Consider the following 22,390-nt stretch of genomic DNA (forward strand, 5'->3'; position numbering starts at 1 on the left):
AGTGCGATCCCGCCCTGATTGATACCCTGCTTAACCAGCTCATTAACAACAGGCTCCATTCCACCCTTTTGGGCTTCATTAGTCGCCGTGTAGTAAGTACCGCTTCGATATAGATGCGCGTCAATCTTGTGTTCGTTACAGAAGGCTTCGATCTCGTATATAACCTTTTCCGACTCCTTAACCAACCATTTCGCTTGTTCTTTTCCATAGAGCTTTTTCAGCGTCGGATACTTAGTTGACCACGTCAGCATGCAACCGCCGTTCGCACCAGAAGCACCGCTACCACATAGGCCTTTTTCAATCACGACAACATGCTTTTCTGGTTGCTGTTGTTTGATTAAAATCGCCGTCCATAAACCCGTATAGCCACCGCCAACAATGGCGATATCACAGTTGACGTCTTTTTGGAGCGGCTTAGCCGAATCTAGCCCCGCATGGATGTTGCCAAACTCTTGTTCCAACGCTTGCTTGAACCAATATGAGTAGTGCTTTGTCATTTGTTGTACCTTACTTAAAACCTAAAGGCGTAAAACTAAAAAAGGAAGACCGAAGCCTTCCTTTACTGATTTCTAACTTCTAATGAACTAAATAGTTAAGTAGTTAAGTAACTGAATAGGTCGTCAGATTAAGATTTTGGCTCTGATTTAGCGTCAAACTTGTCAGACCATGTTTTAAGAACGTCGGCACGTTCGCTGCCCATGCGAGCGAAATCCATTTTTGCCATGTTCTTTTCTACATTAGGGAAGTTCTCTGCTTTGCCTGTCACATCTTTGTGACCAACAACTGGGTACATTTCGATGTAAAGCTCATTTGCCGCTTTAGAAATAGACCAATCGATAACACGTTGTGCTGCATCAGAAGGCTTAACAAGACCTACCGCTTCAGATTCCCAGCCGATACCTTCAGGCGTAATCACTGAAAGTGGCGCGCCTTGAGTTTTCAGCTTAGCGCCACGGCTCGCCATAGAAATACCGATAGCGACTTCACCCATGCCCGCTTGAACACATGGCTTAGAACCAGAGTGCGTGTAGTGAGCGATGTTTTGGTCTAGCTTCTGCATGTAGTTCCAACCTTGGTCTTCACCCATGTTTTGTAGCCAAGCAGACACTTGCATATAACCCGTACCAGAAGACGCTGGGGTTGGCATCGCAATATGACCTTTGTAGATAGGCTTGGTTAGGTCATCCCAAGATTTAGGTGCTGGTAGGTTAAGTTGTTTCGCTACCGCTTCGTTGAAACAAACCGCATTGAAGAATGCATCGTTGCCATACCAAGCTTGAGTAGATTGCGGATCGTTGAGGTTTGAGCGCAGCGCTTCTACACCTTGAGGAGTGTAAGGCTTAAGAATGCCCTCCTCCTTAAGTAGAGCCATTGAAGAACCCGCAAGGCCCCACACCACTTCTGCACGAGGGTTGTTTTTCTCAGCCAATAATTTTGCCGTCATGATTCCTGTTGAATCACGAACCCATTTGATGTTGATGTCTGGGTTTTCGCTTTCAAAAGCATTTTTGTACTTCGCTAAGATGTCAGTTTCAAAAGCGGTATAAACCGTCACTTCCTGTGCCGCATAAGCGTTACCAGCTAATAGTGTGACTAATGCTGCAAGTGATCCTTTCATAAAACGGTTTTTCATCATTTTCTCCAGTCAGGCCCAACTCTAGAGTGAGAAGTTGCCAAAATTAAAAATTGCCAAAGTTAAAGTTGTTAAAGCTAGAAGCCCTATCGAGAGGCACCTATATTCAAAAATTCATTCCAGTTGTTGGCACACACCCCTCACACTGGTATGTACCAGATTTCGATTATTAAGCTAACTGGCTTTTGTGACGATTAAATGAACGAAAAATGGCAATTTAAAGATCGAAAACTTTCTCAAGACAAGTGACCATTTTTAATATGAAGCTTTTGTGAAAATGATGTTTGGGCTATTTACGACCGTTTAAATTGGTTGTTAAAGTAACTCTAAATATTGGTATAGTCCAAAATTAAAATCACGAGAGTTGAACATGAGAAACGAATACTTACTGCTGACACCGGGCCCTTTATCTACTTCTGAAACCGTTCGCCAAGCGATGTTAAAAGATTGGTGTACTTGGGATGATGAATACAACAAAGACGTTGTTGAAGTGATTCGTAGCAAGCTAGTGACTTTAGCGACTAAGCAAGCGGGATATACAAGCGTATTAATGCAAGGTAGCGGCACCGCTTCGGTAGAAGCAACAATCGGTAGCGTTATCTCTAACAACGGTAAGCTTCTTGTTGTTGATAACGGTGCGTACGGCGCTCGTATTGCTCAAATCGCAGAATACTTAAACATTCCATGCCATGTCGTTTCCCCAGGTGAAACATCACAGCCTGACTTGAACGAAATGGAAACGGCATTGGCCATGGATTCAGACATTACTCACGTTGCGATTGTGCATTGTGAAACCACGACAGGCATGCTGAATCCAATTGAAGACATTGCCAAATTGGCAAAACAGCACAACAAAACCGTCATTCTCGATGCAATGTCGAGCTTTGGTGGCATCCCTATGGATATCGCTGACTTAGGTGTCGATTACATGATCAGCTCAGCAAACAAGTGTATTCAAGGTGTACCGGGGTTCGGCTTTGTTATTGCGAAGCAATCGGAACTGGAAAAATGCAAAGGCCAGGCTCGTTCATTAAGCCTTGACCTGTTTGACCAATGGTACTGCATGGAAAGCAACCATGGTAAATGGCGCTTCACCTCTCCAACTCATACAGTGCGAGCTTTCTACCAAGCTCTACTTGAATTGGAGCAAGAAGGTGGCATCGAAGCTCGTCATAATCGCTACCAAACCAACCAAACTACCTTGGTTGCAGGTATGCGCTCTCTTGGCTTTGAGCCACTGCTTAATGATGATCTTCATTCACCTATCATTACCTCTTTCTATTCTCCAACTCATAGCGATTACCAATTCAAGGAATTCTATGACCGTTTGAAAGAACAAGGTTTTGTGATTTACCCGGGCAAGGTTTCAAACGCCGACTGTTTCCGAATCGGTAACATCGGTGAAGTGTATCCGTCAGACATTGAAGCTCTAATTGGCGCAATTAAGAATGCTATGTACTGGGACATCAAATAATGACGATGGCCAATCAAGATTCTGTTCTAAAGGCGACACACTTTCGAAGCGAAGGCGATGTGAACACCACGCCAGCGCGTGAGAAATGGAACGAGTCGCTAAACGATGATGCGACTCAAGCGATGTTAAAACGTGACTCTGACGTATTTCTTCATCAAGCGATGTCAACGCCTTGTCTAGACACACTTGAAGCAGCTGAAGGCATCTACATTCAAGATGCGACGGGCAAGAAGTACATGGACTTTCACGGCAATAATGTTCACCAGCTAGGTTATGGTCACCCACACATCATCAATAAAGTGACTCAGCAAATGGCGTCATTGCCGTTTTCACCGCGTCGCTTTACCAATGAGACGGCCGTTCAGTGTGCTGAGAAACTCACACAGATCTGCGGTGGTGATTTGAATCGCGTGTTGTTTGCTCCCGGTGGCACATCAGTGATCGGCATGGCGCTAAAACTAGCTCGACATGTCACCAATAATTTCAAAGTAGTGTCATTGTGGGATTCATTCCATGGCGCGTCACTTGATGCGATTTCAGTGGGTGGCGAAGCGTGTTTCCGCGAAGGCATGGGGCCATTAATGGCTGGCGTAGAACGCATTCCACCAGCGGTTTCCTATCGTGGTGCTTTTCCGCTTAATGTCTCTTTATCGCGTTGCGGGCAAAACTCAGGCGATAACAATGAGACGGCATGTGATGTGCACTATGCCGATTACCTTGAGTATGTGATTGAAAAAGAAGGTGGCATTGGTGCCTTCATTGCGGAAGCAGTGCGTAACACAGACGTTCAAGTACCAAGCAAAGCTTACTGGAAACGTATCCGTGAGATCTGCGATAAGCATAACGTCATGTTGATCATCGACGACATTCCAAACGGTATGGGTCGCAGTGGCGAATGGTTCACTCACCAAGCTTTTGATATCGAACCTGACATTCTTTGTATCGGTAAAGGTTTTGGCGGCGGCTTAGTACCAATCGCAGCCATGATCACTAAAGACAAATACAACACGGCAGCGCAAGTTTCTCTTGGTCACTACACCCACGAAAAAAGCCCAATTGGTTGCGCGGCAGCACTCGCCACCATGGAAGTGATTGAGCAAGAAAACCTACTTGAAAAAGTACAAGCGGACAGCGCATTCGTGCGTGAACAGCTGCTTCAAATGAAAGAGAAGTACCCAGTCATTGGTGACGTTCGCGGCATCGGTCTGCTCTGGGGGGTGGAATTGGTCACCGATCATATCACCAAAACCCGAGCTTTCGATGAAGCAGAAGCCGTGCTTTACCAATGTCTAAACGATGGCCTGAGCTTTAAGGTATCACAAGGTAATGTGATTCAGTTGAGCCCACCATTGATCATCAGCCGTAGCGAGCTAGAAGTCGCTCTGTCTGTATTCGAAAAAGCGATAGCCAAAGTCTGCAAAGATTTTGAATACCTTTAATTCTCGAAATCAACATTTAAACCAATAACCTTAAACAACCATTTGTTTCCCAGAACTTTGAACTGGGAGTGACACAAAAATAGGACACTATTATGAACACGACATCACCTATCCAAGCGGTTATCTTTGACTGGGCCGGCACTATCGTTGATTTTGGGTCGTTTGCTCCAACTAGCATCTTCGTTGAAGCATTCAAACAAGGTTTCGACTTTGACATCGACTTAGCTGAAGCTCGTGAACCTATGGGTATCGGTAAATGGGATCACATCCAAGCGGTGGGTCGAATCCCTGCTGTTGACGCTCGTTGGAAAGCTCAGTTCGGACGCTCAATGACAAGTGAAGACGTTGACGCGATCTACGCGGCATTCATGCCTCTTCAAAAAGCGAAAGTAGCCGATCACGCAGCACCTATTTTGAATGCGATAGAAGTGGTCAATAACCTAAAAGAGAAGAACGTGAAGATCGGATCTTGTTCAGGTTACCCACGTGAAGTGATGGATGTGCTAATCCCTGCTGCTGCAGATTACGGTTACCACCCAGACAACATCGTAGCAACCGATGACCTACCTCAAGGCGGTCGCCCTGCTCCATTTATGGCACTTAAAAACGTAATCGACCTTGGCGTAACCAGCGTTTCAGCATGTGTGAAAGTGGATGATGCAGCACCTGGGATCGATGAAGGTCACAACGCAGGTATGTGGACAGTAGGCCTTGTACTATCAGGTAACGAAGCAGGCTTAACGTATCAAGAATATTTAGATGCAGACGAGACAACACTTACAGCTGCACGTGAAAAAGCAAGCGTTAGGCTAAACGAATCAAACCCGCACTACTTGATCGATACCATTGCAGACCTACCAGGCGTCATTGCAGATATTGAACAGCGTTTACTGGCAGGAGAGCGCCCATAAGCAAAAGCGAGACGTTCACGTGACGTAAAGTACGTGAAAAACATCTCTAATCGCTTTAATTCAAATCCCTATCCAATCATGTACTCATTCGAGTTATACATATTGGGTGGGGATTTTTGTTTTATAAGCATGATAAAGCGCAAGTTTTTTACTTATTACCCGTAGCGCCACTGGTAAATAGACGAGGCTAGGCTATAGCTTAAACATAAACATTCCAACAAATGATAAAATCAACAATAAAGGCATCTTAAATATATAATATTTAACAATTTCATTGACTCCAATACGCAATCAGATTAACAATATAAGTACTGAGAAAGAAACAGGTTCACCTGAACCAACACCTTGATTTACTTATTATAAGCAGTGTCGTAACCCAATAAGTGATCGTTTTACTGGTAAGTTCAGATAACAATAATAGCTAATCCAAGGATAAGATTATGAAAAGACTGTCAAAAATCATGTGTGCTGTTGTTGCCGCTTCAGGCCTAGCAGCAGCGCCTTCTATTGCTGCAACCACTTATGTAGGTGCAAAAGTGGGTATGGGCTGGCTAGACAGCGCATGTGTAGCCGGTGCTAAATGTGATGATGATGCAATTGGTGCAGGCATCTACTCTGGTTACAATTTTAATGACAAATTTGGTATTGAGCTAAGCTCAGACTTCCTTGGCGACTACAAGACAAGCTTTTCAAAGAACGGCACAACAGCTGCGTTCAGCGATCCACTGATCGCAATCTCGCTAACTCCAATGTACCGCCTAGCAGTACAACAAGAGTTTGACGTATTCTTTAAAGCAGGTCCTGCTTACATTTCACACGGTGGCGAGGATGACGTCGTTCTTTCTGCTGGTATCGGTGTAGAGAAGCAACTATCTTCTGATTGGGCATTACGTGTTGAATACCAATACTTTGATGATTTCGACGACAACTACGTTCAAGACCTGAACTCGAACCTACTATCAGTTGGTGTTAGCTACAACTTCGGTACTGGCAACACAACAGCATCAGCGGCGGCTGCAACAGCTTCTGCAGTAGCAGTGACTCAAGCGCCATCTGAGCCAATCACAGAACCAGCAGTTGTTGTTGAAGAGAAGACAACCGTGGTTGTTACTAAAGCGCAAACTGAGAGCTTCTCTCAAGGTATGTTTGAGACAAACAGTACTGAACTGTCTACAGATGGTAAAATTGCATTAATGCCATTAGTTGAAGTACTTAAAGCTCACCCTCAATCATCAGTTGATGTTGTTGGTCACACCGACTCAACAGGTGCAGCTGAGTATAATCTAATGATCTCTAAGAAACGTGCTGCTGCTGTAGCCGCATACATCGAAGAGCAAGGCATTGAAGCAGACCGTATTACAGCGTCAGGTGAAGGCGAAGAGAATCCAATTGCATCAAACGCTACAGCTGAAGGTCGTGCTCAAAACCGTCGTGTTGACGCAACGATCCCTGGTTTCGAATACCAAGAAGAAGTACAAGTTGAAGAAGTTATCGTAGAAGCTGCTGAATAATAGCACTCTACCTTGGTTAAAATAATAAGGGCGGAGCACTTTAAAGTGCTCCGCCCTTTTCTTTGTCTGGCTATGCCTAAAAACCGTAAGCGATAAGCCGTAAGCCGTAAGCCGTAAAGATTAGCCTACCGCCAAGCTGTACAATCAGAAGACTAGACGATTTCCCAGCTGTGAGTCATTTCTACGCCAGCACCTAACATTAGACATACAGAACAGTACTTTTCTAATGAATCCGCACACACCTTAGCGACCTGCTCAGGATCAAGGTTGTCACCAGACACTTCAAAGTGAATGTTAATCACAGTAAAGATTTTTGGTGCTGTTTCACGACGTGTCGTTTCAAGTTTTGCGTTACAGCCTGTGATGTTCTGGCCTGCAGATTTCAAACCATCGACGACATCAACAGAGCTACAACCACCAGCGGCCATAAGGACCATTTCCATTGGGCTTGGCGCGGTTGCACCACCACTGCCATCCATTACTACAGAGTGGCCAGATTGAGATTGACCTAGGAATTTAAAGCCTTCGACCCATTTAACTTCTGCTTGCATGTTGTTCCTTAGATGTACGATAACCGCCATCGCTGTCTATTATTGGATATCAATACTGACACCCTACTACTGGCGGCATTTATGAGCAAGATTTTCTCGGCGACATATTTTTTTGTGAATGATGCAATTTTTTCCATCTAAAACCTGTCTCTATTCGTACATTCAAAATCGAATGAGAAGAACGTCAAGATGAGGTATCTATGAATAAATTATCTAAAATATTGGTATCACTCGTGGTTGCGCTACCACTGATTTCGCTGTTTGTAAGCCAGACTGGCACTGCCAATACAATGGATAAAACAGCTAATTCAGGTAATAGTGAAATCGCGACACTGGCTGGTGGTTGTTTTTGGTGTACAGAATCCGACCTAGAAAAGCTGACAGGCGTCACCGACGTTATCTCTGGGTATTCTGGCGGTGAACTAGAAAACCCAACCTACAAACAAGTATCCTCAGGCAAGTCGGGTCACATCGAAGTAATCAATGTGACCTATAACCCTGATGTTGTTAGCTATGAACAGGTTCTTGACCAATTCTTCAGACACATCGATCCAACCGATGACAAAGGCTCTTTTGTAGACCGAGGCCGTCATTATCGACCGGCTATTTTCTATCATAACCAAGCACAAAAAGATGTTGCTCAGAACTTCATGATGGAGATCGACAAAGCTAATATCTTTGGTGCACCACTAAAAACAGAACTGATAAAATTTGAGAAGTTCTGGCCAGCAGAAGATTACCACCAAGATTATTACAAGAAGAGTAAGGTTCGTTATAACTACTACCGCTATGCTTCTGGCCGCGATCAGTACCTAGATAAGATCTTCGGTGATGATAGAAAGGACAACCCTAAAACACTACGTCAGATCATCGACAGTAAGAATGCGACAGCGAATGCTAAAACATACGTAAAACCGTCTGATGCAGAGATCAAAGCGAAGCTTACAGCACTTCAATACGATGTAACGCAAGAAGACGCTACTGAGCGCCCATTTGACAACAAATACTGGGATAACAAGCAAGAAGGTATTTACGTTGATATCGTAACTGGGGAGCCATTGTTCTCTTCAAAAGACAAATACAAGTCAGGCACAGGCTGGCCGAGCTTTACACAGCCAATCAGCGAGGCTTATGTCGTCACAACTACTGACTACAAACTGCTTTACCCAAGAACAGAGGTTCGCAGTAAGTTTGGTGATTCTCACTTGGGACATGTATTTAAAGATGGTCCAAAACCAACAGGCTTACGTTACTGCATGAACTCAGCCGCAATGCGCTTTATCCCAGCGGATAAATTAGCAGAAGAAGGCTATGAGGAATACGTTGAGATGTTTGAGGGCTAAGCATTCAGCATTTAACGAACAGCCTATAACAACAAAGCCAGCATATCGCTGGCTTTGTTTTTATTTACAGAGCTTTATTTATCAGCCCGTGAACCTAATTAACCAGTCAACACCGTGTCTTCTGGATATTTCAACAAGGAAGGTTCTGGGCGAGCTAGCATATAAGCCAAGGTCAAAGGACCGATACGTCCAATCACCATAACAACAATCATGATGTATTTACCTGGCTCAGTCAGGTTCGCGGTTAAGCCAGCGGTTAAGCCAACCGTTGCAAAGGCTGAAATCACCTCAAACATGACTCGATCAAACGCTGCCTTTTCAGTAAGCATTAACAAAAACATCGCGGTGGTTAATAACGCCCCACTTACCACAATAATGGCCAATGACTTTGTTACCGCTTGCCAAGTCACAGTGCGCTTAAACATCACCACGTGCTTTTTCTGACGGAGGAAGGTCCACGTTGCGACAAAGGCTACTGCAAAGGTCGAAACCTTAATACCACCACCTGTTGAGGTAGAACCTGCACCAATCAACATCAGTACAATCATTACCAGCAACGCAGGCTGTGTGTACTGAGACAAATCCACACTATTAAAGCCAGCAGTACGAGCACTTGCCGACTGAAAAAATGCGGCTAGCCACTGTCCTTGAGTCGATAACCCTTCCATGGTTGCTGAGTTATTTCTTTCTAGCAGCCAGAACAATACCGTACCTACCAACAATAGAGTCGGAGTGGCGGTTAGCATAATCTTGGTGTGTAAATGAAGATGTCGAAAACCTTTACGCCAGTTACTCGATAGGTCGCCGACGACTGTGAAGCCTAGCCCACCGAAAATAAACAAGCCAGCTAAGGTGAAGATCACCAGCGGATCATCAACAAAACTCATCATACTGTCTGAAAACAGTGCAAAACCTGCGTTATTGAATGCAGATATCGCATGAAATAGAGCATAAAAACTGCCCGTTGACCATCCCATCTCAGGTACCCAGCGGAAGCAGAGCAATACAAAACCGATAAATTCAGCCACTAATGCAAAGATGATGATCTTCTTAACCAATTTACGAAGGTTAATCTTACGATCTTGGCCAAGCGCTTCTTTCGCGAGTGCTTGTTGTTTAAGGCTTAACCTAACACCGAACATGTAAAGCAGTACCGCAGATAGAGTCATCTGCCCTAACCCGCCGACTTGCATCAAGAACATCAGTAAGATTTTACCCGCCAAGGTGAAATGCTCACCGGTATCGACAACACCTAATCCTGTCACACTGATCGCCGAGGTTGCTGTAAACAGTGCATCCGTAAAACTTAGGCCTGTCACAGAAAATACAGGCATCGTCAACAATATTGCAGAGGGGATAAGTACGCCTAAGAAGCTCGTAAGGATAATCTTAGGTTCAGAGCCTTTACGTGGCTTTTTATCACTCTTAAGCGTGTAGAAAGTACCTTTTCGTTTTAACGAATTCATACTGTTACCTTATTGCCAATTACCAATTGCGTAGCTTTCTAGATAAGGTCTCTTTCGGCCCAGCGATGATCACCACATCCCCAATTTCTAAACTCACATCCAATTCTGGTGCTTTAGTGAGGTTCGGCCCTCGCTTGAAGCCAAGTACCTCAACACCATTTTCTTTACACAGCTTAAGATCGCCAAGTTTCTTACCCAACAGTTTAGAACCAATAACAATCTCCGTCATCGCTAAGCCACTGCCAAGGTCGATAAATTCGAGAACGCGTCTGTCCAGCATCTTACGAGCAACACGAATACCCATATCGCGCTCGGGCATGATGATATGGTCAGCACCAATCTTAGAGAGGATCTTGCCGTGGAACTTATCATTCGCCTTAACCCAGACTGCTTTTGCTCCAGATTCTTTCACCACCAAAGTCGTTAGAATGCTTGAGTTAACGTCAGAGCCTATCGATACCATCACCATATCGTAATCATCGAGTCTTAACTCTTTCACCGTCTCTTCGCTCGTGCAGTTCGCAACAATCGCTTGTGAAACAAAAGCCGCTGCTTCTTTCACTCGCTCTTCATCAATATCGACGGCCAGTACCTGTGCGCCTGAACTTTGTAGCTCTTTGCAAACAGATAAACCAAATCGCCCTAAACCGATAACTGCATATTGTTTGTCGCTCATTTGAAATCCTGTTTAGAAATTTTAATTACACGGGATAGCCAAACCTACATTAGTTTCTATCTCAAAAAAAGTTAGTTCTGCAAGAATAAGGTTATACTATTGTCATAATCGCTTGATTTATAAAGGTAGAGAACAACTCGAGTTTCTGCTAATTTCCAATTCATAATTTCTGCGGCAGCACACACAATGAATGAATTCATAACCCAAGTACAAACCTACATCAACCAGAGCCATAGTGATTGGGCAAACAGCGTCCTATTCATCACTATTGCGAGTTTTCTCGCTTGGGTAGCTTGGCGAATTATCCATAATCGCTTAGAAATTCTGGTTCAGAAAACCCCATTCCACTGGGACGACCTACTGCTAGAAGCACTAAAAACCCCTGTCAGCACGTTACTTTGGTGTTGGCCTGCTACTGTATCTGTCGGGCTCATCCTTCAAGACCAGTTTGGCAATGAAATCAACTGGTTAAAAACACTTAAGCACATATTAATTATCTGTACCTTCGTTTGGTTTACCTTACGAATGATCACTAACACAGAAGCCTATGTCTTAGAGCAAAAAACCAGAGACGAAACCACAGTACAAGCGATAGCGAAAGTCGCTCGCTTGTTCTTTATGGTGATGGGCGGCCTAACCATCATGCAGGCGTTTGGGCTCAGCCTTTCCGGCTTACTTACCTTTGGTGGTGTGGGTGGTTTAATCGTCGGTTTAGCCGCTAAAGATCTACTGTCGAATTTCTTTGGCGGCATGATGATTTACTTCGACCGCCCTTTTAAAGTCGGTGATTGGATACGCTCTCCCGATCGTCAAATCGAAGGTACTGTCGAACGCATTGGCTGGCGCATGACGATTATCCGCACTTTTGATAAGCGTCCTTTGTACGTTCCAAATTCGGTGTTCAGTAGTATTGTGGTAGAGAACCCATCGAGAATGTTGAATCGTAGAATCAATGAAACCTTTGGTCTTCGTTATCAAGATGCAGACAAATTGGCGCTCATTGTTGATGATGTAAGAACCATGCTCGAGAACCACCCAGATATTGATGCCAAACAGACGTTGATCGTTAACTTTGACAAATTTGGGCCATCAACACTGAACTTCTTTATCTATACCTTCACAAAAACGGTCAACTGGATCAGGTACCACAAAGTGAAGCAAGACGTTCTGTTACAGGTTCTGGCGATTATTCATAAACACAATGCAGACATCGCGTTCCCAACACAGACACTCAAGATTGACCCTCAAGACTTTTCTAATGTTCAAGGTCATAACAGCGTTCAAAGCCGAGTTGATAATCAGAATGTTAGCGATCCCAAAGATATGTTGAACTCCCCTACGGAAGGTCATCGATAGTCAACATCCTTCTTGGTTATCGATAAGTAATAAGCGTGAAGCGTGGTAATATGATGGCAGTATTCTAATGCACACAATTACCACTCTATGATTTTACCTGTCATCCTAGCTGGCGGCTCTGGAAGCCGCCTCTGGCCACTGTCTCGAGAGCTCTATCCTAAGCAATTCCTGAATATTGCTGGCGAACAATCGATGCTTCAGCAAACACTTCAACGCCTGCAAGGTATCGACGCACACCTAACGGATAGCAGCTGCGATGCGCCATTCATTATCTGTAATGAAGAGCATCGTTTTATCGCTGCTGAACAAATTCGCTCAACTAACGTCCTGCACAGTGGCATTCTATTAGAACCTGTCGGTAGAAATACTGCGCCAGCCATCGCACTTGCAGCCTTGCAAGCTTTGACCAAGTCTCATAGCACTAAAGGAGAAACGGCTGACCCAATCTTATTAGTGCTTGCTGCCGACCATCACATCGCTAAAACCTCTGAATTTCAACAATCGATTAACCGTGGTGTTGATTATGCAAAACAAGGCAAACTGGTGACATTCGGTATAACCCCAAATGCTCCAGAGACTGGCTATGGCTACATCAAACAAGGGCAACCTCTTGTCTCTAGTCTACAACTAGAAACCAACACTACAGACCAACCAACCCATTATGCTTACGACATTGAGTGCTTTGTAGAAAAGCCCGATAAAGCAACCGCAGAAGCATACATCCGCTCAGAACAGTACCTATGGAACAGTGGCATGTTCATGTTTAAGGCATCACGCTATCTTGAAGAACTCGCCGAACACCACCCCGAGATATTAGCGGCTTGTAAACTCGCTCTTGCAAAGCAAAATACCGACCTCGACTTTATCCGTATCGACGCTGAAGCATTCAAAAGCAGCCCAAGCGATTCCATCGATTATGCCGTGATGGAGAAAACCTCGCACGCAGCTGTGATCCCGATGGATGTCGGTTGGAATGATATTGGCTCATGGTCTGCTATCTGGGATGTAAGCGACAAAGATGAGCATAACAACGTCATTGAAGGTGACGTGTTAACCGTCGACTCTCAACACAACTACATTCATGCTGAAAACAAGCTAGTTGCTACTGTAGGTGTCGATAACCTGATTATTGTCGAGACCAAAGACGCTATATTGGTCGCAGATAAAGACAAGGTTCAGGGTGTTAAATCGATTGTTAGTCAACTAAGTCAAGCAGGTAGAACAGAGCATATTCATCACCGTGAGGTATTTAGACCTTGGGGTAAATACGATGTGATTGATTTAGGAAAGCGAGACAAAGTTAAGCGTATCACCGTAAAATCGGGTCATCAGCTTTCACTTCAGATGCATCATCATAGAGCGGAACATTGGGTAGTAGTAGCTGGCACTGCGAAAGTGACCAACAATGAGAAAACCTATCTGGTTGAAGAAGATCAATCCACTTACATCCCTTTAGGTCATATTCACAGCCTAGAGAACCAAGGGGATCTCCCACTCGAGATGATTGAAGTACAAACAGGCAGTCATTTAAGTGAAGGCGACATCATTCGATATCAAGACAGTTATGGGCGAGACGTGCGCAAGCAACAAGTCCACTCATCAAAGCACAACCAAACGAAATAAAGCAGCGACAAATCGATGAAACCAACATTAGACCTAAACTGCTTTAAGAACAACGATATCCGCGGCGTCATTGGTAAACAAATCAATGAGCCACTCGCCTACCTGCTCGGTAAGGCATTTGGCGAATACGTCCTATCCGCTAAGCCTGAAACCTCACTCGATGGTTTGGCGCAGGTAGTGATTGGTCGTGATAACCGCAAAACCTCCCTGTCATTACAAGAAGCCATGACCAAAGGCTTAATCGAGTCAGGGATTACCGTCATTGATCTAGGTATGACTGGCACTGAAGAGGTCTACTTTGCGACTCGTTACCTAAAAGCGATTGGCGGAATACAAATCACAGCCAGCCACAACCCAATCAATTACAACGGCATGAAAATGGTCGGTGTAGACGCTAGCCCTATCAGTAAAAACAGTGGTTTAGATGAAATCAAACGACGCATTGAAGAACTTAATCAAGAGCTGAACTGCAATTTACCGTTCGTTCATGCACAACCAAGTAACTCTAGTAGATCGAACAGTATTCTTGCTCCGTACGTCGAGCACCTACTCTCGTACATAACCCCATCAAAGCTGTCACCGATGAAGATTGTGGTTAATGCTGGGAACGGTGTTGCAGGACATATCATTGATGCTTTAGATAATAAATTTAACGAACTCGGTGTCCCTATCACCTTCATCAAAGTTCATCATAACCCTGATGGAAACTTCCCAAATGGTATTCCAAACCCTTTGATTAGAGAGAACCAAGCAGCCACTCGAGATGCCGTTTTAGAGCATTCTGCCAACCTTGGAATTGCTTGGGATGGAGACTTCGACCGATGCTTTTTCTTTGATGAGCAAGGCGATTACATCGAGGGTTATTACATTGTAGGGTTGCTTGCTGAAGCATTCTTGGTCAAACAGCCTAACACGACTGTATTGCACGATATGCGCATGACCTGGAACACAATTGAAATCGCAAAAACGCATGGTGGAAAAGCGATTGGAATTAAAGCAGGACACGCACTGATCAAAGAGAAGATGCGTGAAACGAATGCCGTCTATGGGGGCGAAATGAGCGCACACCATTATTTTCGTGATTTTGGATATTGCGATTCAGGCATGATTCCTTGGCTATTGGTTATCGAGCTGATGTCGAAAACTCAACAATCTCTTCACCAATTAACGAGTACTAGTATAGATAGATTCCCCTCTTCCGGGGAGATCAATCGAAGAGTCTCAGACCCAGAGCAGGTCATGGCTTGCGTGTTATCGCACTACCAAGATCATGCCGTTGAGATCGATCACACAGACGGAATCAGCATGAATATGGGCTCATGGCGCTTCAACTTAAGAAAGTCCAATACCGAGCCATTAATACGCCTTAACGTTGAAACCAAACAAGATAAAGCTTTACTGTCACTTAAAGTCGACGAGTTACTGTCTTTTCTCATTTAAGAATACAGACACTTCCAGTTTTCAACTAAGATCCACAAAAAAGCCCTTATTAGCTGTTGCTAACTAAGGGCTTTGAATTTTCAGTAGCTTAATCGCTGACTGTAATTAGTCTATTTGTTACGACGAGCTTCAACAGCATCTGCCAGCTGGCGAAGTACTGTTTCAGTGTCTTCCCAACCAATACACGCATCAGTAACAGATTGGCCGTACGTTGCAGCTTTGCCCTCAACCAGGTCTTGGCGACCTTCAACAAGATGAGATTCAATCATCACACCAAAGATAGCTTTGTCGCCACCAGAAATTTGTGCGCTTACGTCATCAGATACGTTCATTTGACGCTTAAACTGCTTAGAGCTGTTTGCGTGGCTGAAATCGATCATCACTTTTTGTGGAAGACCAGAAGCTGCTAGCTCTTCTTTAATCTTACCAACGTGTTCTGCGCTGTAATTTGGCTCTTTGCCACCACGTAGGATGATATGACAATCAGGGTTACCTGCTGTTTCAACGATAGCTGAGTGACCGTACTTAGTTACTGATAAGAAGTGGTGAGAAGCGCTAGCAGAGCGAATAGCATCTGTTGCAATCTTGATGTTGCCATCAGTACCATTCTTAAATCCAACTGGGCAAGATAGGCCAGAAGCCAGTTCGCGGTGAACTTGAGATTCTGTAGTACGTGCGCCGATTGCACCCCAGCTGATTAGGTCAGCAACGTATTGAGGCGTGATCATGTCTAGGAATTCGCTTGCCGTTGGCATGCCCATGTCAGTTAGGTCCAGCAGTAGCTTACGTCCTAGACGAAGGCCATCATTTAGCTTGAACGTATCGTTCATGTACGGGTCATTTATTAGACCTTTCCAACCAACAGTTGTACGTGGTTTTTCAAAGTAAACACGCATTACGATTTCAAGGTTATCACCAAGTTCGTCGCGCAACACTTTCAAACGTTTACCGTACTCAAGAGCAGCTTCTGTGTCATGAATAGAACATGGGCCGACAATAACAAGCAAGCGATCATCGCTCTCTTCTAAAATATTGTGGATCGCTTTGCGGCTTTCAAAGGTTGTAGAAGAAGCAACTTCTGTCGCTGGAAACTTTTCTAAAACAGCAACAGGGGGTAATAACTCTTTTACTTTGTTAATTCTTACATCATCAGTCTGGAACATTGCTTACTTCTTCCTTTTTTCTATCCTTGAGCTGAATGTACGTTGTCTCACGTCACTTTCTATCAGCACTAATCTTCTTGTTCCCTGTAACTTAACTAGTAAAAACTCTAGTTTCAATCACTAATTAAAAATAAACGCAATTTTTTTTGTGTTTTATATTTAAAACACCCTGTATACCATTATTTACACGCTATCGATTGCGTATTTTATAGCAAGGTAAGAAGAGCCATTCTTCAAGCTACATCATGCATGTAAAATTGTGTCGAACTCAAAAACAAAAAAGCTCACGTGATCAGCGTGAGCTTTTATTTAATTACATTCTTTTCAATGGCTTGACGACACTATCAAGCCCTTCAATTTTCAGAGCAAGGCACAGTTTCAATAAATCGCCGAGTTCACCAGACGGGAATCCCTTTTTATCAAACCACAGCAAATATTCTTCAGGTAAGTCAATCAGTGTACGACCCGCGTACTTTCCAAATGGCATCTGCATTCGAGCCAACTTAATCAGGTTCTCTTTCTCTAGCATTATTCGGTCTTTACTATGCGTCATCTATGTTGTGTAGAGTATCACCTAAACGTTCAACCCAATAGTTGATCGCGTCTTTGGCATCATCCAGCGAATCAATCATGGTTGAAAAATCTTTGTTACCCGCTTCACGGTCGATGGCTGCAAACAGTGGTGTGCCCTCTTGAGCATCACTGACCAATAACTCTACACTCGCACTCCCAACATTGGTGTGCTCACCAGTCGTGACCTTAGATATGGTTGACATCGCAAGGCCAAACGGCAGAACGCTGCTCGTTACAGCTAAGATCGGATTGGGCGTTTCAACGTTACTCAGAGCGATACTCAAGCGGAGCGTTTTTCCTGTCGGTTCATCGACAATCGTTTTATGAGGCGATATTTTATCTTCCAAGCGCGCAACCATGTGCTCAGTGAGTTCCTGAATCTCTTCCTGATCCAACGAACCTTCTTCTGCTAAAACAAAAATTTGGTCGATCACTACAGAATCGTAGTCATCTAACTTGGATTTCAAACGCTGCGCGTCACGTAGCCCAACCCTTGCCCAAACCAAGTCGACGCCTCCGTCAGGCCCAGCCTGAAAATCTTCGTAGCTGGTAAATTTAGTAGCGGTTCTAATTGGGCCGCCTGCACAACCAAGCAAGAAAATGCTGGTTGCAACAAGCAAAAGGACTTTTAAAGGGTTCATAACGCACTTAGTCAAAATTAAGGAATCTAATTAAGTATGACATACCCTATGTGAAAAGGTTGTAGAAAAAGGGGGTTAAAAATCAGAGCTAACTCTAAAATTAATCATGTTGAACAGTGTGTGCGTACTCTACAATTACCTGATTTCCTTCAATATAAGCATTTTGGATCTCACCATCAACACTCATTCTACTTTTCAGGTAGACCACTTTAGGCACCGATTCATTGACCTCTTTTAGCGAGGGGAATACATTCCTTGGTTCCAAATGAAGTAAACGACAAAAATGACTAATGAAAGACATGGTTAATGGCGTCTCCCCTCTTAGCACTCTTGAGAAATCAAGCTGGTTCATGCCTAGCTTTTTTGAAAACTCCATCTGCGTAATTCGCATTCTCGATTTTTGTGACATCCACGTTTGATACAACGCGTCTCTGTCTAGTTCTGTGAATTCCATACCAGCTCCTTTATATAATTCATACCAATCAATTGTCCGGTTTTTCATACATGGCGTGTCAGGGTTCGGTTAGTGGAAACCAAAGGTTTGGTTTTGATATGTGCACAATTGTTGTACAGAGCGAAGCGAAACAACCCAAAGTCATTCACTAAAACGATTAGATCAAATGCTTTCTTTATTTATATCAATAATTTATACGTTAACGAACTAAACATATAGCAAGTTAATTTGTATCAAGAATTAAAAGTTCGAGATTGGCATTCCACATTTCAATCGATTGATTCGCATTTATAAAACTGGTTGGCTACATTTCGATTGCTCAAACGCACTTCTGGCAAACTATTTGAAAGAATAGGACGCAAAGCCACCGGTCTGTCGACAAATATTCTGTCTATGATAGCGGGGCCGCCACTTAATAGAATCTAAGTGTAAATGCATGCCGGGGTGTTCTCTTTTTTGTCGGCCAAATACAGTAAGGACAAATAATGAAACAACTCCAAAAAAAATCACTCATCGCGCTATCGCTTCTTAGCGTAAGCGGTGCAAGCTTCGGTCACGGTTATGTCTCGGCATACAACAATGGCGTAGCTGAGAGCCGTGTTGCCCTATGTAAGTTCCCTGCGAGTGATACGCAAGAGAGAAACACCAACTGTGGTGGTATCCAATACGAACCACAAAGTGTAGAAGGCCCTGAAGGCTTCCCAGAAGTTGGCCCTGCTGATGGGAAAATCGCCAGTGCGCAATCTTCTTTAGCAGCAGCACTAGACGAACAAAAGGCAGACCGCTGGGTTAAACGCCCTATCAAGTCTGGTTCTCAATACTTCGAGTGGACATTCACAGCTAACCACAAGACTCGCGATTGGAAATATTACATTACTCAACCCGACTGGAATCCAAACCAGCCGTTGGCTCGCAGCTCTTTTGACTTAACGCCATTCTGTGTTGTTGAAGGCAATATGGAACAGCCACCGATGCAAGTCAGTCACTTGTGTAATGTGCCAGAGCGTGAAGGTTATCAAGTGATCCTTGCCGTATGGGATGTGGGTGATACTGCAATGGCTTTCTACAACGTTATCGATGTGAAGTTTGATGGCGACGGCCCTATCATCCCGGATTGGGATCAAGGCGGTCAAATCAACCCAACACAAGACCTGAATGTTGGTGATGCTGTTTATACTCGCGTATTCGACCAATCCGGTGAGAACGCTTCATACAGCACTGAGCTTGTGATTGAAAGTACTGAGCAAGGCAAAGCCAATAACTGGTCTTACGCTCTTTCTTCTAAAATCAATCAAGAGCAGACGCAAATCAAAGCAGGTCAATTGAACGACCAAGGCGATTTTGCGCCAGTATACGGCACGAACCCTGTTTATCTAAGAGCAGGTTCTGGCTTTAACAGTGTGGAAATCGGCTACAAGATTGACACTCCAGAACCAGAGCATGAGCTAGAAGTAACAGGCTTAGAATCAGAGTACATTATCGATGAGAGCCAACCTACTCAGCTTGACCTTACGCTAGCGGCAACAGGCGATATTCAAGCTGAGCTTACCGTGTACAACCATCACCGTGAAGCACTTGCCTCTCAGAAATCGGACCTAACAGACGGACAAGTTGAAGATATTCAACTGACTCTTTCTAAGTCTGAAGCTGGTCACCACATGCTTGTGGTTGTGACGAAAGATGACCAAGGTAACTTAGTGGATCAGAACACGCTTGATTTCCACCTAATGGACGAGCAAACACCGCCACCAGCAGGCGACTACGACTTCGTGTTCCCAGAAAGCATTGAGTCTTACACAGCAGGAACAAAGGTTCTAAGCAGCGATGGTGGCGTTTATCAGTGTAAAGAGTTCCCATACTCTGGCTACTGTGTTCAATGGGCTCCAACAGCAACTCAGTACGAACCAGGTGTCGGTTCACACTGGCAAAGTGCTTGGAACAAAGTGGACTAAGTACTCGCTAGATACTTACTTTGTATTGGGTGAGTTTTAGTCATCAACCAAACAAAAGCGGATGCCCAGAGCATCCGTTTTCTTATTCAGCAACAGCAGAAATGCGGTTATCAAAGTAGATAGTGGTCTGCCAACAGAGCCACAAACAAGATCATGAGATGATAGATGGAGAACTTAAAGGTCTTCATGGCCATATTGGGTTCATCACGATATTTCAGTACCCAAGCGTGATAAACAAACCCGCCGTTGAGCACCAATGAAGCGCTCAGATATATCCAGCTGCTCATGCCAACCAATACAGGCAATATACACACGATGCTAAGCAAAAAGGTATACAGAAGAATAGACGTCTTGGTGTATTCGATTCCGTGAGTCACAGGTAACATGGGGATGTTCACTTTGGCATACTCATCACGACGATGAATTGCCAACGCCCAGAAATGAGGAGGTGTCCAAATAAAGATGATCATCACCAACAACCAAGCATTTGAATGCAGCTCGTTGGTGACTGCCGTCCAGCCCAATAACGGTGGCATTGCGCCAGCTATCCCTGCAATTACGATGTTCTGTGGCGTCGCTCGCTTCAAGTACATGGTATAGATGACCGCATAGCCCAATAAACTTGCAAAGGTTAGCCAAGCCGTGAGTTGATTGACCCACACCACTAACGTAGCGAACCCAAATAAGCCGATACCTGCTGCAAAGCTAAACACACGCACACTACTCAGCTCACCGGATGGTAAAGGGCGTCGATTTGTTCGAGTCATCTGGCCGTCGATCTTTTTATCGATCAAATGGTTAAACGCAGCCGCTGAACCTGCCATTAACCCTATCCCAATCATTCCGAACAGAGTTTGTTGCAAAGGCAATCCATTCGGCACGGCCAAACACATCCCAACCAATGCTGTCAGCAACATCAAAGCCACCACTTTAGGCTTAGTCAGCGTTAAATAAACTTTCCAAGTGGCTTTGTTTTTTTCAGCCTTTTCGTTACTTAAAGTTATGTCATTATTGGCTGTTATCTTATGAGTTAAGGCTGCGTCTTGAGCCACCACTTCATACTGTGTTGACGTTCTACTGACCATGATTACCTCCTTGTAATACACTGTTCTTCACCAAGCTCTCACTCGGTTTGCGTTGCCACACCACAAAATTGGTTACAACCATGCTGATGAGCAACATTGCTGCGACTAGGTTATGCAAAACCGCAACTGAGATTGGCAGGTGAAACCATACATTACTGATCCCAAGGCTGATTTGAGTAAACAACACTATTGCGACAATCATGCTCAGCTTTTGGTGAGGCACTTGGCCAAACTTCCATAACTGGTACACGACCATCAGCACCGTTAATGTCGCCACAATAGCCCCGAACCTGTGCATGACATGTATGGTAAGCCTCGCGGGATACTCCAACACACCAAACTCATAGTTATCGTGTCCGTGTTGAGCAAAATCGAACGCATTTTTGAAATCGAGGTAGCTCATCCAGTTACCTTCACAAATAGGCAATTGGGTACACACCAAAGCGGCATAGTTTGACGATGTCCAACCACCAAGCAGTATCTGCCCAACCACAATGAGTAACCCAAACAACGCCCAAAATTTAAGTGTTGGAGAATAAGAAGCCTCGCCAAAACGGCTTTGGAATTGAGACAAACGGCAGTAGAGCAGACACAACAGTGACAGCAACGTGAAGCCCCCCATCAAATGCGCCATAACCACAACGGGCATCAACTTAAGAGTCACCGTCCACATTCCAAGCAAAGCCTGAAAAATCACAGTGGCAGAGATAAGTAATGGAAGACCAACTGGTGTGATGTTCTTTTTAATACACCAAGCTACAACGACAAAGATAAGCAACCCTAATGTTCCTGCAAAGTAGCGATGGATCATCTCTATCCACGCTTTGTCTGCTTCAAGAGCTCGCTCTGGAAATTGCAGATTGGCTTGACTCACCGCTTGGGCATCAGACGGAACGGTGGTCTTACCGTAACAACCCGGCCAGTCAGGACAGCCAAGGCCAGCATCAGACAAACGGGTATAAGCGCCGAGCACAATCACGGTAAGGGTTAACAAGATAGTTAATCTCATCATGTGCATGAGTAAATCAGGGGCTTTATTCTGCATCGTTTATCTCCCTATACTTATTCCCTTTTCGCTAACAACACTCAGCATTAACGC

20 protein-coding genes and 1 riboswitch are annotated in these 22,390 nt (G+C 44.3%); of the genes, 9 read left to right on the forward strand and 11 right to left on the reverse strand.

The genetic code is table 11. The annotated features are described in order from the left end of the window. Both AB4138_RS01190 and AB4138_RS01195 read right to left on the reverse strand, forming a co-directional pair. On the reverse strand, positions 1-497 hold a 497-nt coding region (locus tag AB4138_RS01190; protein ID WP_372304720.1), incomplete at its 3' end, for an FAD-dependent oxidoreductase. A 128-nt stretch (positions 498-625) separates the two neighbouring features. After that, on the reverse strand, positions 626-1,636 hold the full coding sequence (locus AB4138_RS01195) for a putative 2-aminoethylphosphonate ABC transporter substrate-binding protein (RefSeq protein ID WP_372304722.1): 1,011 nt from the start codon (positions 1,634-1,636) through the stop codon (positions 626-628). Positions 1,637-2,003: 367 nt separating this feature from the next. Here AB4138_RS01195 and phnW point away from each other — a divergent pair, with 367 nt between their 5' ends. The 4 genes from phnW (at position 2,004) to AB4138_RS01215 (ending at position 6,968) form a co-directional block, all read left to right on the forward strand. Further along, complete coding sequence (gene phnW / locus AB4138_RS01200; RefSeq protein ID WP_136999165.1) at positions 2,004-3,107, forward strand: 2-aminoethylphosphonate--pyruvate transaminase; 1,104 nt, start codon at positions 2,004-2,006, stop codon at positions 3,105-3,107. Further along, complete coding sequence (locus AB4138_RS01205; protein ID WP_372304724.1) at positions 3,107-4,546, forward strand: aspartate aminotransferase family protein; 1,440 nt, start codon at positions 3,107-3,109, stop codon at positions 4,544-4,546. The genes phnW and AB4138_RS01205 overlap by 1 nt, the downstream gene beginning before the upstream one ends. A 92-nt stretch (positions 4,547-4,638) precedes the next feature. Further along, positions 4,639-5,457: a phosphonoacetaldehyde hydrolase gene (gene phnX, locus AB4138_RS01210; RefSeq protein WP_372174817.1), complete on the forward strand. Its 819-nt coding sequence runs from the start codon at positions 4,639-4,641 to the stop codon at positions 5,455-5,457. A 440-nt stretch (positions 5,458-5,897) separates the two neighbouring features. Next, positions 5,898-6,968, forward strand: a complete 1,071-nt coding sequence (locus AB4138_RS01215; protein WP_017059500.1) for an OmpA family protein — start codon at positions 5,898-5,900, stop codon at positions 6,966-6,968. 152 nt (positions 6,969-7,120) lie between these two features. On the opposite strand, the gene AB4138_RS01220 is transcribed toward AB4138_RS01215, so the two are convergent. After that, positions 7,121-7,519 (reverse strand): OsmC family protein, encoded by a 399-nt coding sequence (locus AB4138_RS01220; RefSeq protein ID WP_017061739.1) that lies wholly within the window; start codon positions 7,517-7,519, stop codon positions 7,121-7,123. A 200-nt stretch (positions 7,520-7,719) separates the two neighbouring features. Between AB4138_RS01220 and msrB the strand changes: the two genes are divergently transcribed. After that, positions 7,720-8,862, forward strand: coding sequence for a peptide-methionine (R)-S-oxide reductase MsrB (gene msrB / locus AB4138_RS01225; RefSeq protein ID WP_017061740.1), 1,143 nt, complete (start codon positions 7,720-7,722; stop codon positions 8,860-8,862). A gap of 98 nt (positions 8,863-8,960) precedes the next feature. On the opposite strand, the gene AB4138_RS01230 is transcribed toward msrB, so the two are convergent. Together AB4138_RS01230 and AB4138_RS01235 are read right to left on the reverse strand one after the other, a co-directional pair. Then, positions 8,961-10,328, reverse strand: a complete 1,368-nt coding sequence (locus AB4138_RS01230) for a TrkH family potassium uptake protein (RefSeq protein ID WP_017065604.1) — start codon at positions 10,326-10,328, stop codon at positions 8,961-8,963. Positions 10,329-10,347: 19 nt separating this feature from the next. Then, positions 10,348-11,004: a TrkA family potassium uptake protein gene (locus AB4138_RS01235; protein ID WP_019820412.1), complete on the reverse strand. Its 657-nt coding sequence runs from the start codon at positions 11,002-11,004 to the stop codon at positions 10,348-10,350. Positions 11,005-11,190: 186 nt separating this feature from the next. Between AB4138_RS01235 and AB4138_RS01240 the strand changes: the two genes are divergently transcribed. The 3 genes from AB4138_RS01240 to AB4138_RS01250 all read left to right on the forward strand — a co-directional run bounded on the left by AB4138_RS01240 (position 11,191) and on the right by AB4138_RS01250 (position 15,423). Continuing rightward, positions 11,191-12,360 carry a mechanosensitive ion channel family protein gene (locus AB4138_RS01240; RefSeq protein ID WP_372304727.1) on the forward strand — a complete coding sequence of 390 codons (1,170 nt, stop codon included), beginning with the start codon at positions 11,191-11,193 and terminating at the stop codon, positions 12,358-12,360. 87 nt (positions 12,361-12,447) lie between these two features. Continuing rightward, entirely contained in the window at positions 12,448-13,983 is a 1,536-nt protein-coding gene (locus AB4138_RS01245) for a mannose-1-phosphate guanylyltransferase/mannose-6-phosphate isomerase (RefSeq protein WP_372304729.1), read from the forward strand. 15 nt (positions 13,984-13,998) lie between these two features. Then, positions 13,999-15,423: a phosphomannomutase CpsG gene (locus tag AB4138_RS01250; RefSeq protein WP_372123037.1), complete on the forward strand. Its 1,425-nt coding sequence runs from the start codon at positions 13,999-14,001 to the stop codon at positions 15,421-15,423. Positions 15,424-15,533: 110 nt separating this feature from the next. Here the strand turns inward: AB4138_RS01250 and aroG are convergent, their stop codons facing one another. The 4 genes from aroG to AB4138_RS01270 form a co-directional block, all read right to left on the reverse strand. Then, positions 15,534-16,586, reverse strand: a complete 1,053-nt coding sequence (gene aroG / locus AB4138_RS01255; RefSeq protein ID WP_017061746.1) for a 3-deoxy-7-phosphoheptulonate synthase AroG — start codon at positions 16,584-16,586, stop codon at positions 15,534-15,536. 313 nt (positions 16,587-16,899) lie between these two features. Beyond that, entirely contained in the window at positions 16,900-17,115 is a 216-nt protein-coding gene (locus AB4138_RS01260) for a DUF3820 family protein (protein ID WP_004730103.1), read from the reverse strand. Positions 17,116-17,128: 13 nt separating this feature from the next. Continuing rightward, positions 17,129-17,800, reverse strand: a complete 672-nt coding sequence (locus AB4138_RS01265) for a DUF3313 domain-containing protein (protein WP_102332021.1) — start codon at positions 17,798-17,800, stop codon at positions 17,129-17,131. Positions 17,801-17,900: 100 nt separating this feature from the next. Further along, positions 17,901-18,254: an XRE family transcriptional regulator gene (locus AB4138_RS01270; protein WP_372304731.1), complete on the reverse strand. Its 354-nt coding sequence runs from the start codon at positions 18,252-18,254 to the stop codon at positions 17,901-17,903. Between the two features lie 323 nt (positions 18,255-18,577). Continuing rightward, positions 18,578-18,667, forward strand: a riboswitch (cyclic di-GMP riboswitch). Between the two features lie 72 nt (positions 18,668-18,739). On the opposite strand from AB4138_RS01270, the gene gbpA reads away from it, so the two are divergent. After that, positions 18,740-20,206 (forward strand): N-acetylglucosamine-binding protein GbpA, encoded by a 1,467-nt coding sequence (gbpA, locus tag AB4138_RS01275; RefSeq protein WP_372304733.1) that lies wholly within the window; start codon positions 18,740-18,742, stop codon positions 20,204-20,206. Between the two features lie 110 nt (positions 20,207-20,316). On the opposite strand, the gene cyoE is transcribed toward gbpA, so the two are convergent. Both cyoE and AB4138_RS01285 read right to left on the reverse strand, forming a co-directional pair. Then, entirely contained in the window at positions 20,317-21,291 is a 975-nt protein-coding gene (gene cyoE / locus AB4138_RS01280; protein WP_017066082.1) for a heme o synthase, read from the reverse strand. Further along, a complete protein-coding gene (locus AB4138_RS01285; protein WP_372304735.1) occupies positions 21,281-22,336 on the reverse strand; it encodes a heme A synthase in 1,056 nt (351 codons plus the stop codon). Before AB4138_RS01285 ends, cyoE begins: the two co-directional genes overlap by 11 nt. Positions 22,337-22,390 lie beyond the last annotated feature (54 nt).

The organism is Vibrio sp. 10N.286.52.C3 (assembly GCF_041468865.1).
Classification (GTDB): Bacteria; Pseudomonadota; Gammaproteobacteria; order Enterobacterales; family Vibrionaceae; genus Vibrio; species Vibrio crassostreae_C.

Excerpts from the sequence above, each read along its gene's own strand:
- cyoE (WP_017066082.1), bottom strand. The coding sequence starts at position 21,291 with ATGGTCAGTAGAACGTCAACACAGTATGAAGTGGTGGCTCAAGACGCA.
- AB4138_RS01215 (WP_017059500.1), top strand. The coding sequence starts at position 5,898 with ATGAAAAGACTGTCAAAAATCATGTGTGCTGTTGTTGCCGCTTCAGGC.
- AB4138_RS01245 (WP_372304729.1), top strand. The coding sequence starts at position 12,448 with ATGATTTTACCTGTCATCCTAGCTGGCGGCTCTGGAAGCCGCCTCTGG.
- AB4138_RS01270 (WP_372304731.1), bottom strand. The coding sequence starts at position 18,254 with ATGGAATTCACAGAACTAGACAGAGACGCGTTGTATCAAACGTGGATG.
- AB4138_RS01230 (WP_017065604.1), bottom strand. The coding sequence starts at position 10,328 with ATGAATTCGTTAAAACGAAAAGGTACTTTCTACACGCTTAAGAGTGAT.
- AB4138_RS01250 (WP_372123037.1), top strand. The coding sequence starts at position 13,999 with ATGAAACCAACATTAGACCTAAACTGCTTTAAGAACAACGATATCCGC.
- gbpA (WP_372304733.1), top strand. The coding sequence starts at position 18,740 with ATGAAACAACTCCAAAAAAAATCACTCATCGCGCTATCGCTTCTTAGC.
- AB4138_RS01235 (WP_019820412.1), bottom strand. The coding sequence starts at position 11,004 with ATGAGCGACAAACAATATGCAGTTATCGGTTTAGGGCGATTTGGTTTA.
- AB4138_RS01195 (WP_372304722.1), bottom strand. The coding sequence starts at position 1,636 with ATGATGAAAAACCGTTTTATGAAAGGATCACTTGCAGCATTAGTCACA.
- AB4138_RS01265 (WP_102332021.1), bottom strand. The coding sequence starts at position 17,800 with ATGAACCCTTTAAAAGTCCTTTTGCTTGTTGCAACCAGCATTTTCTTG.
- phnW (WP_136999165.1), top strand. The coding sequence starts at position 2,004 with ATGAGAAACGAATACTTACTGCTGACACCGGGCCCTTTATCTACTTCT.
- aroG (WP_017061746.1), bottom strand. The coding sequence starts at position 16,586 with ATGTTCCAGACTGATGATGTAAGAATTAACAAAGTAAAAGAGTTATTA.
- AB4138_RS01220 (WP_017061739.1), bottom strand. The coding sequence starts at position 7,519 with ATGCAAGCAGAAGTTAAATGGGTCGAAGGCTTTAAATTCCTAGGTCAA.
- AB4138_RS01205 (WP_372304724.1), top strand. The coding sequence starts at position 3,107 with ATGACGATGGCCAATCAAGATTCTGTTCTAAAGGCGACACACTTTCGA.
- AB4138_RS01285 (WP_372304735.1), bottom strand. The coding sequence starts at position 22,336 with ATGCAGAATAAAGCCCCTGATTTACTCATGCACATGATGAGATTAACT.
- phnX (WP_372174817.1), top strand. The coding sequence starts at position 4,639 with ATGAACACGACATCACCTATCCAAGCGGTTATCTTTGACTGGGCCGGC.
- AB4138_RS01240 (WP_372304727.1), top strand. The coding sequence starts at position 11,191 with ATGAATGAATTCATAACCCAAGTACAAACCTACATCAACCAGAGCCAT.
- msrB (WP_017061740.1), top strand. The coding sequence starts at position 7,720 with ATGAATAAATTATCTAAAATATTGGTATCACTCGTGGTTGCGCTACCA.
- AB4138_RS01260 (WP_004730103.1), bottom strand. The coding sequence starts at position 17,115 with ATGCTAGAGAAAGAGAACCTGATTAAGTTGGCTCGAATGCAGATGCCA.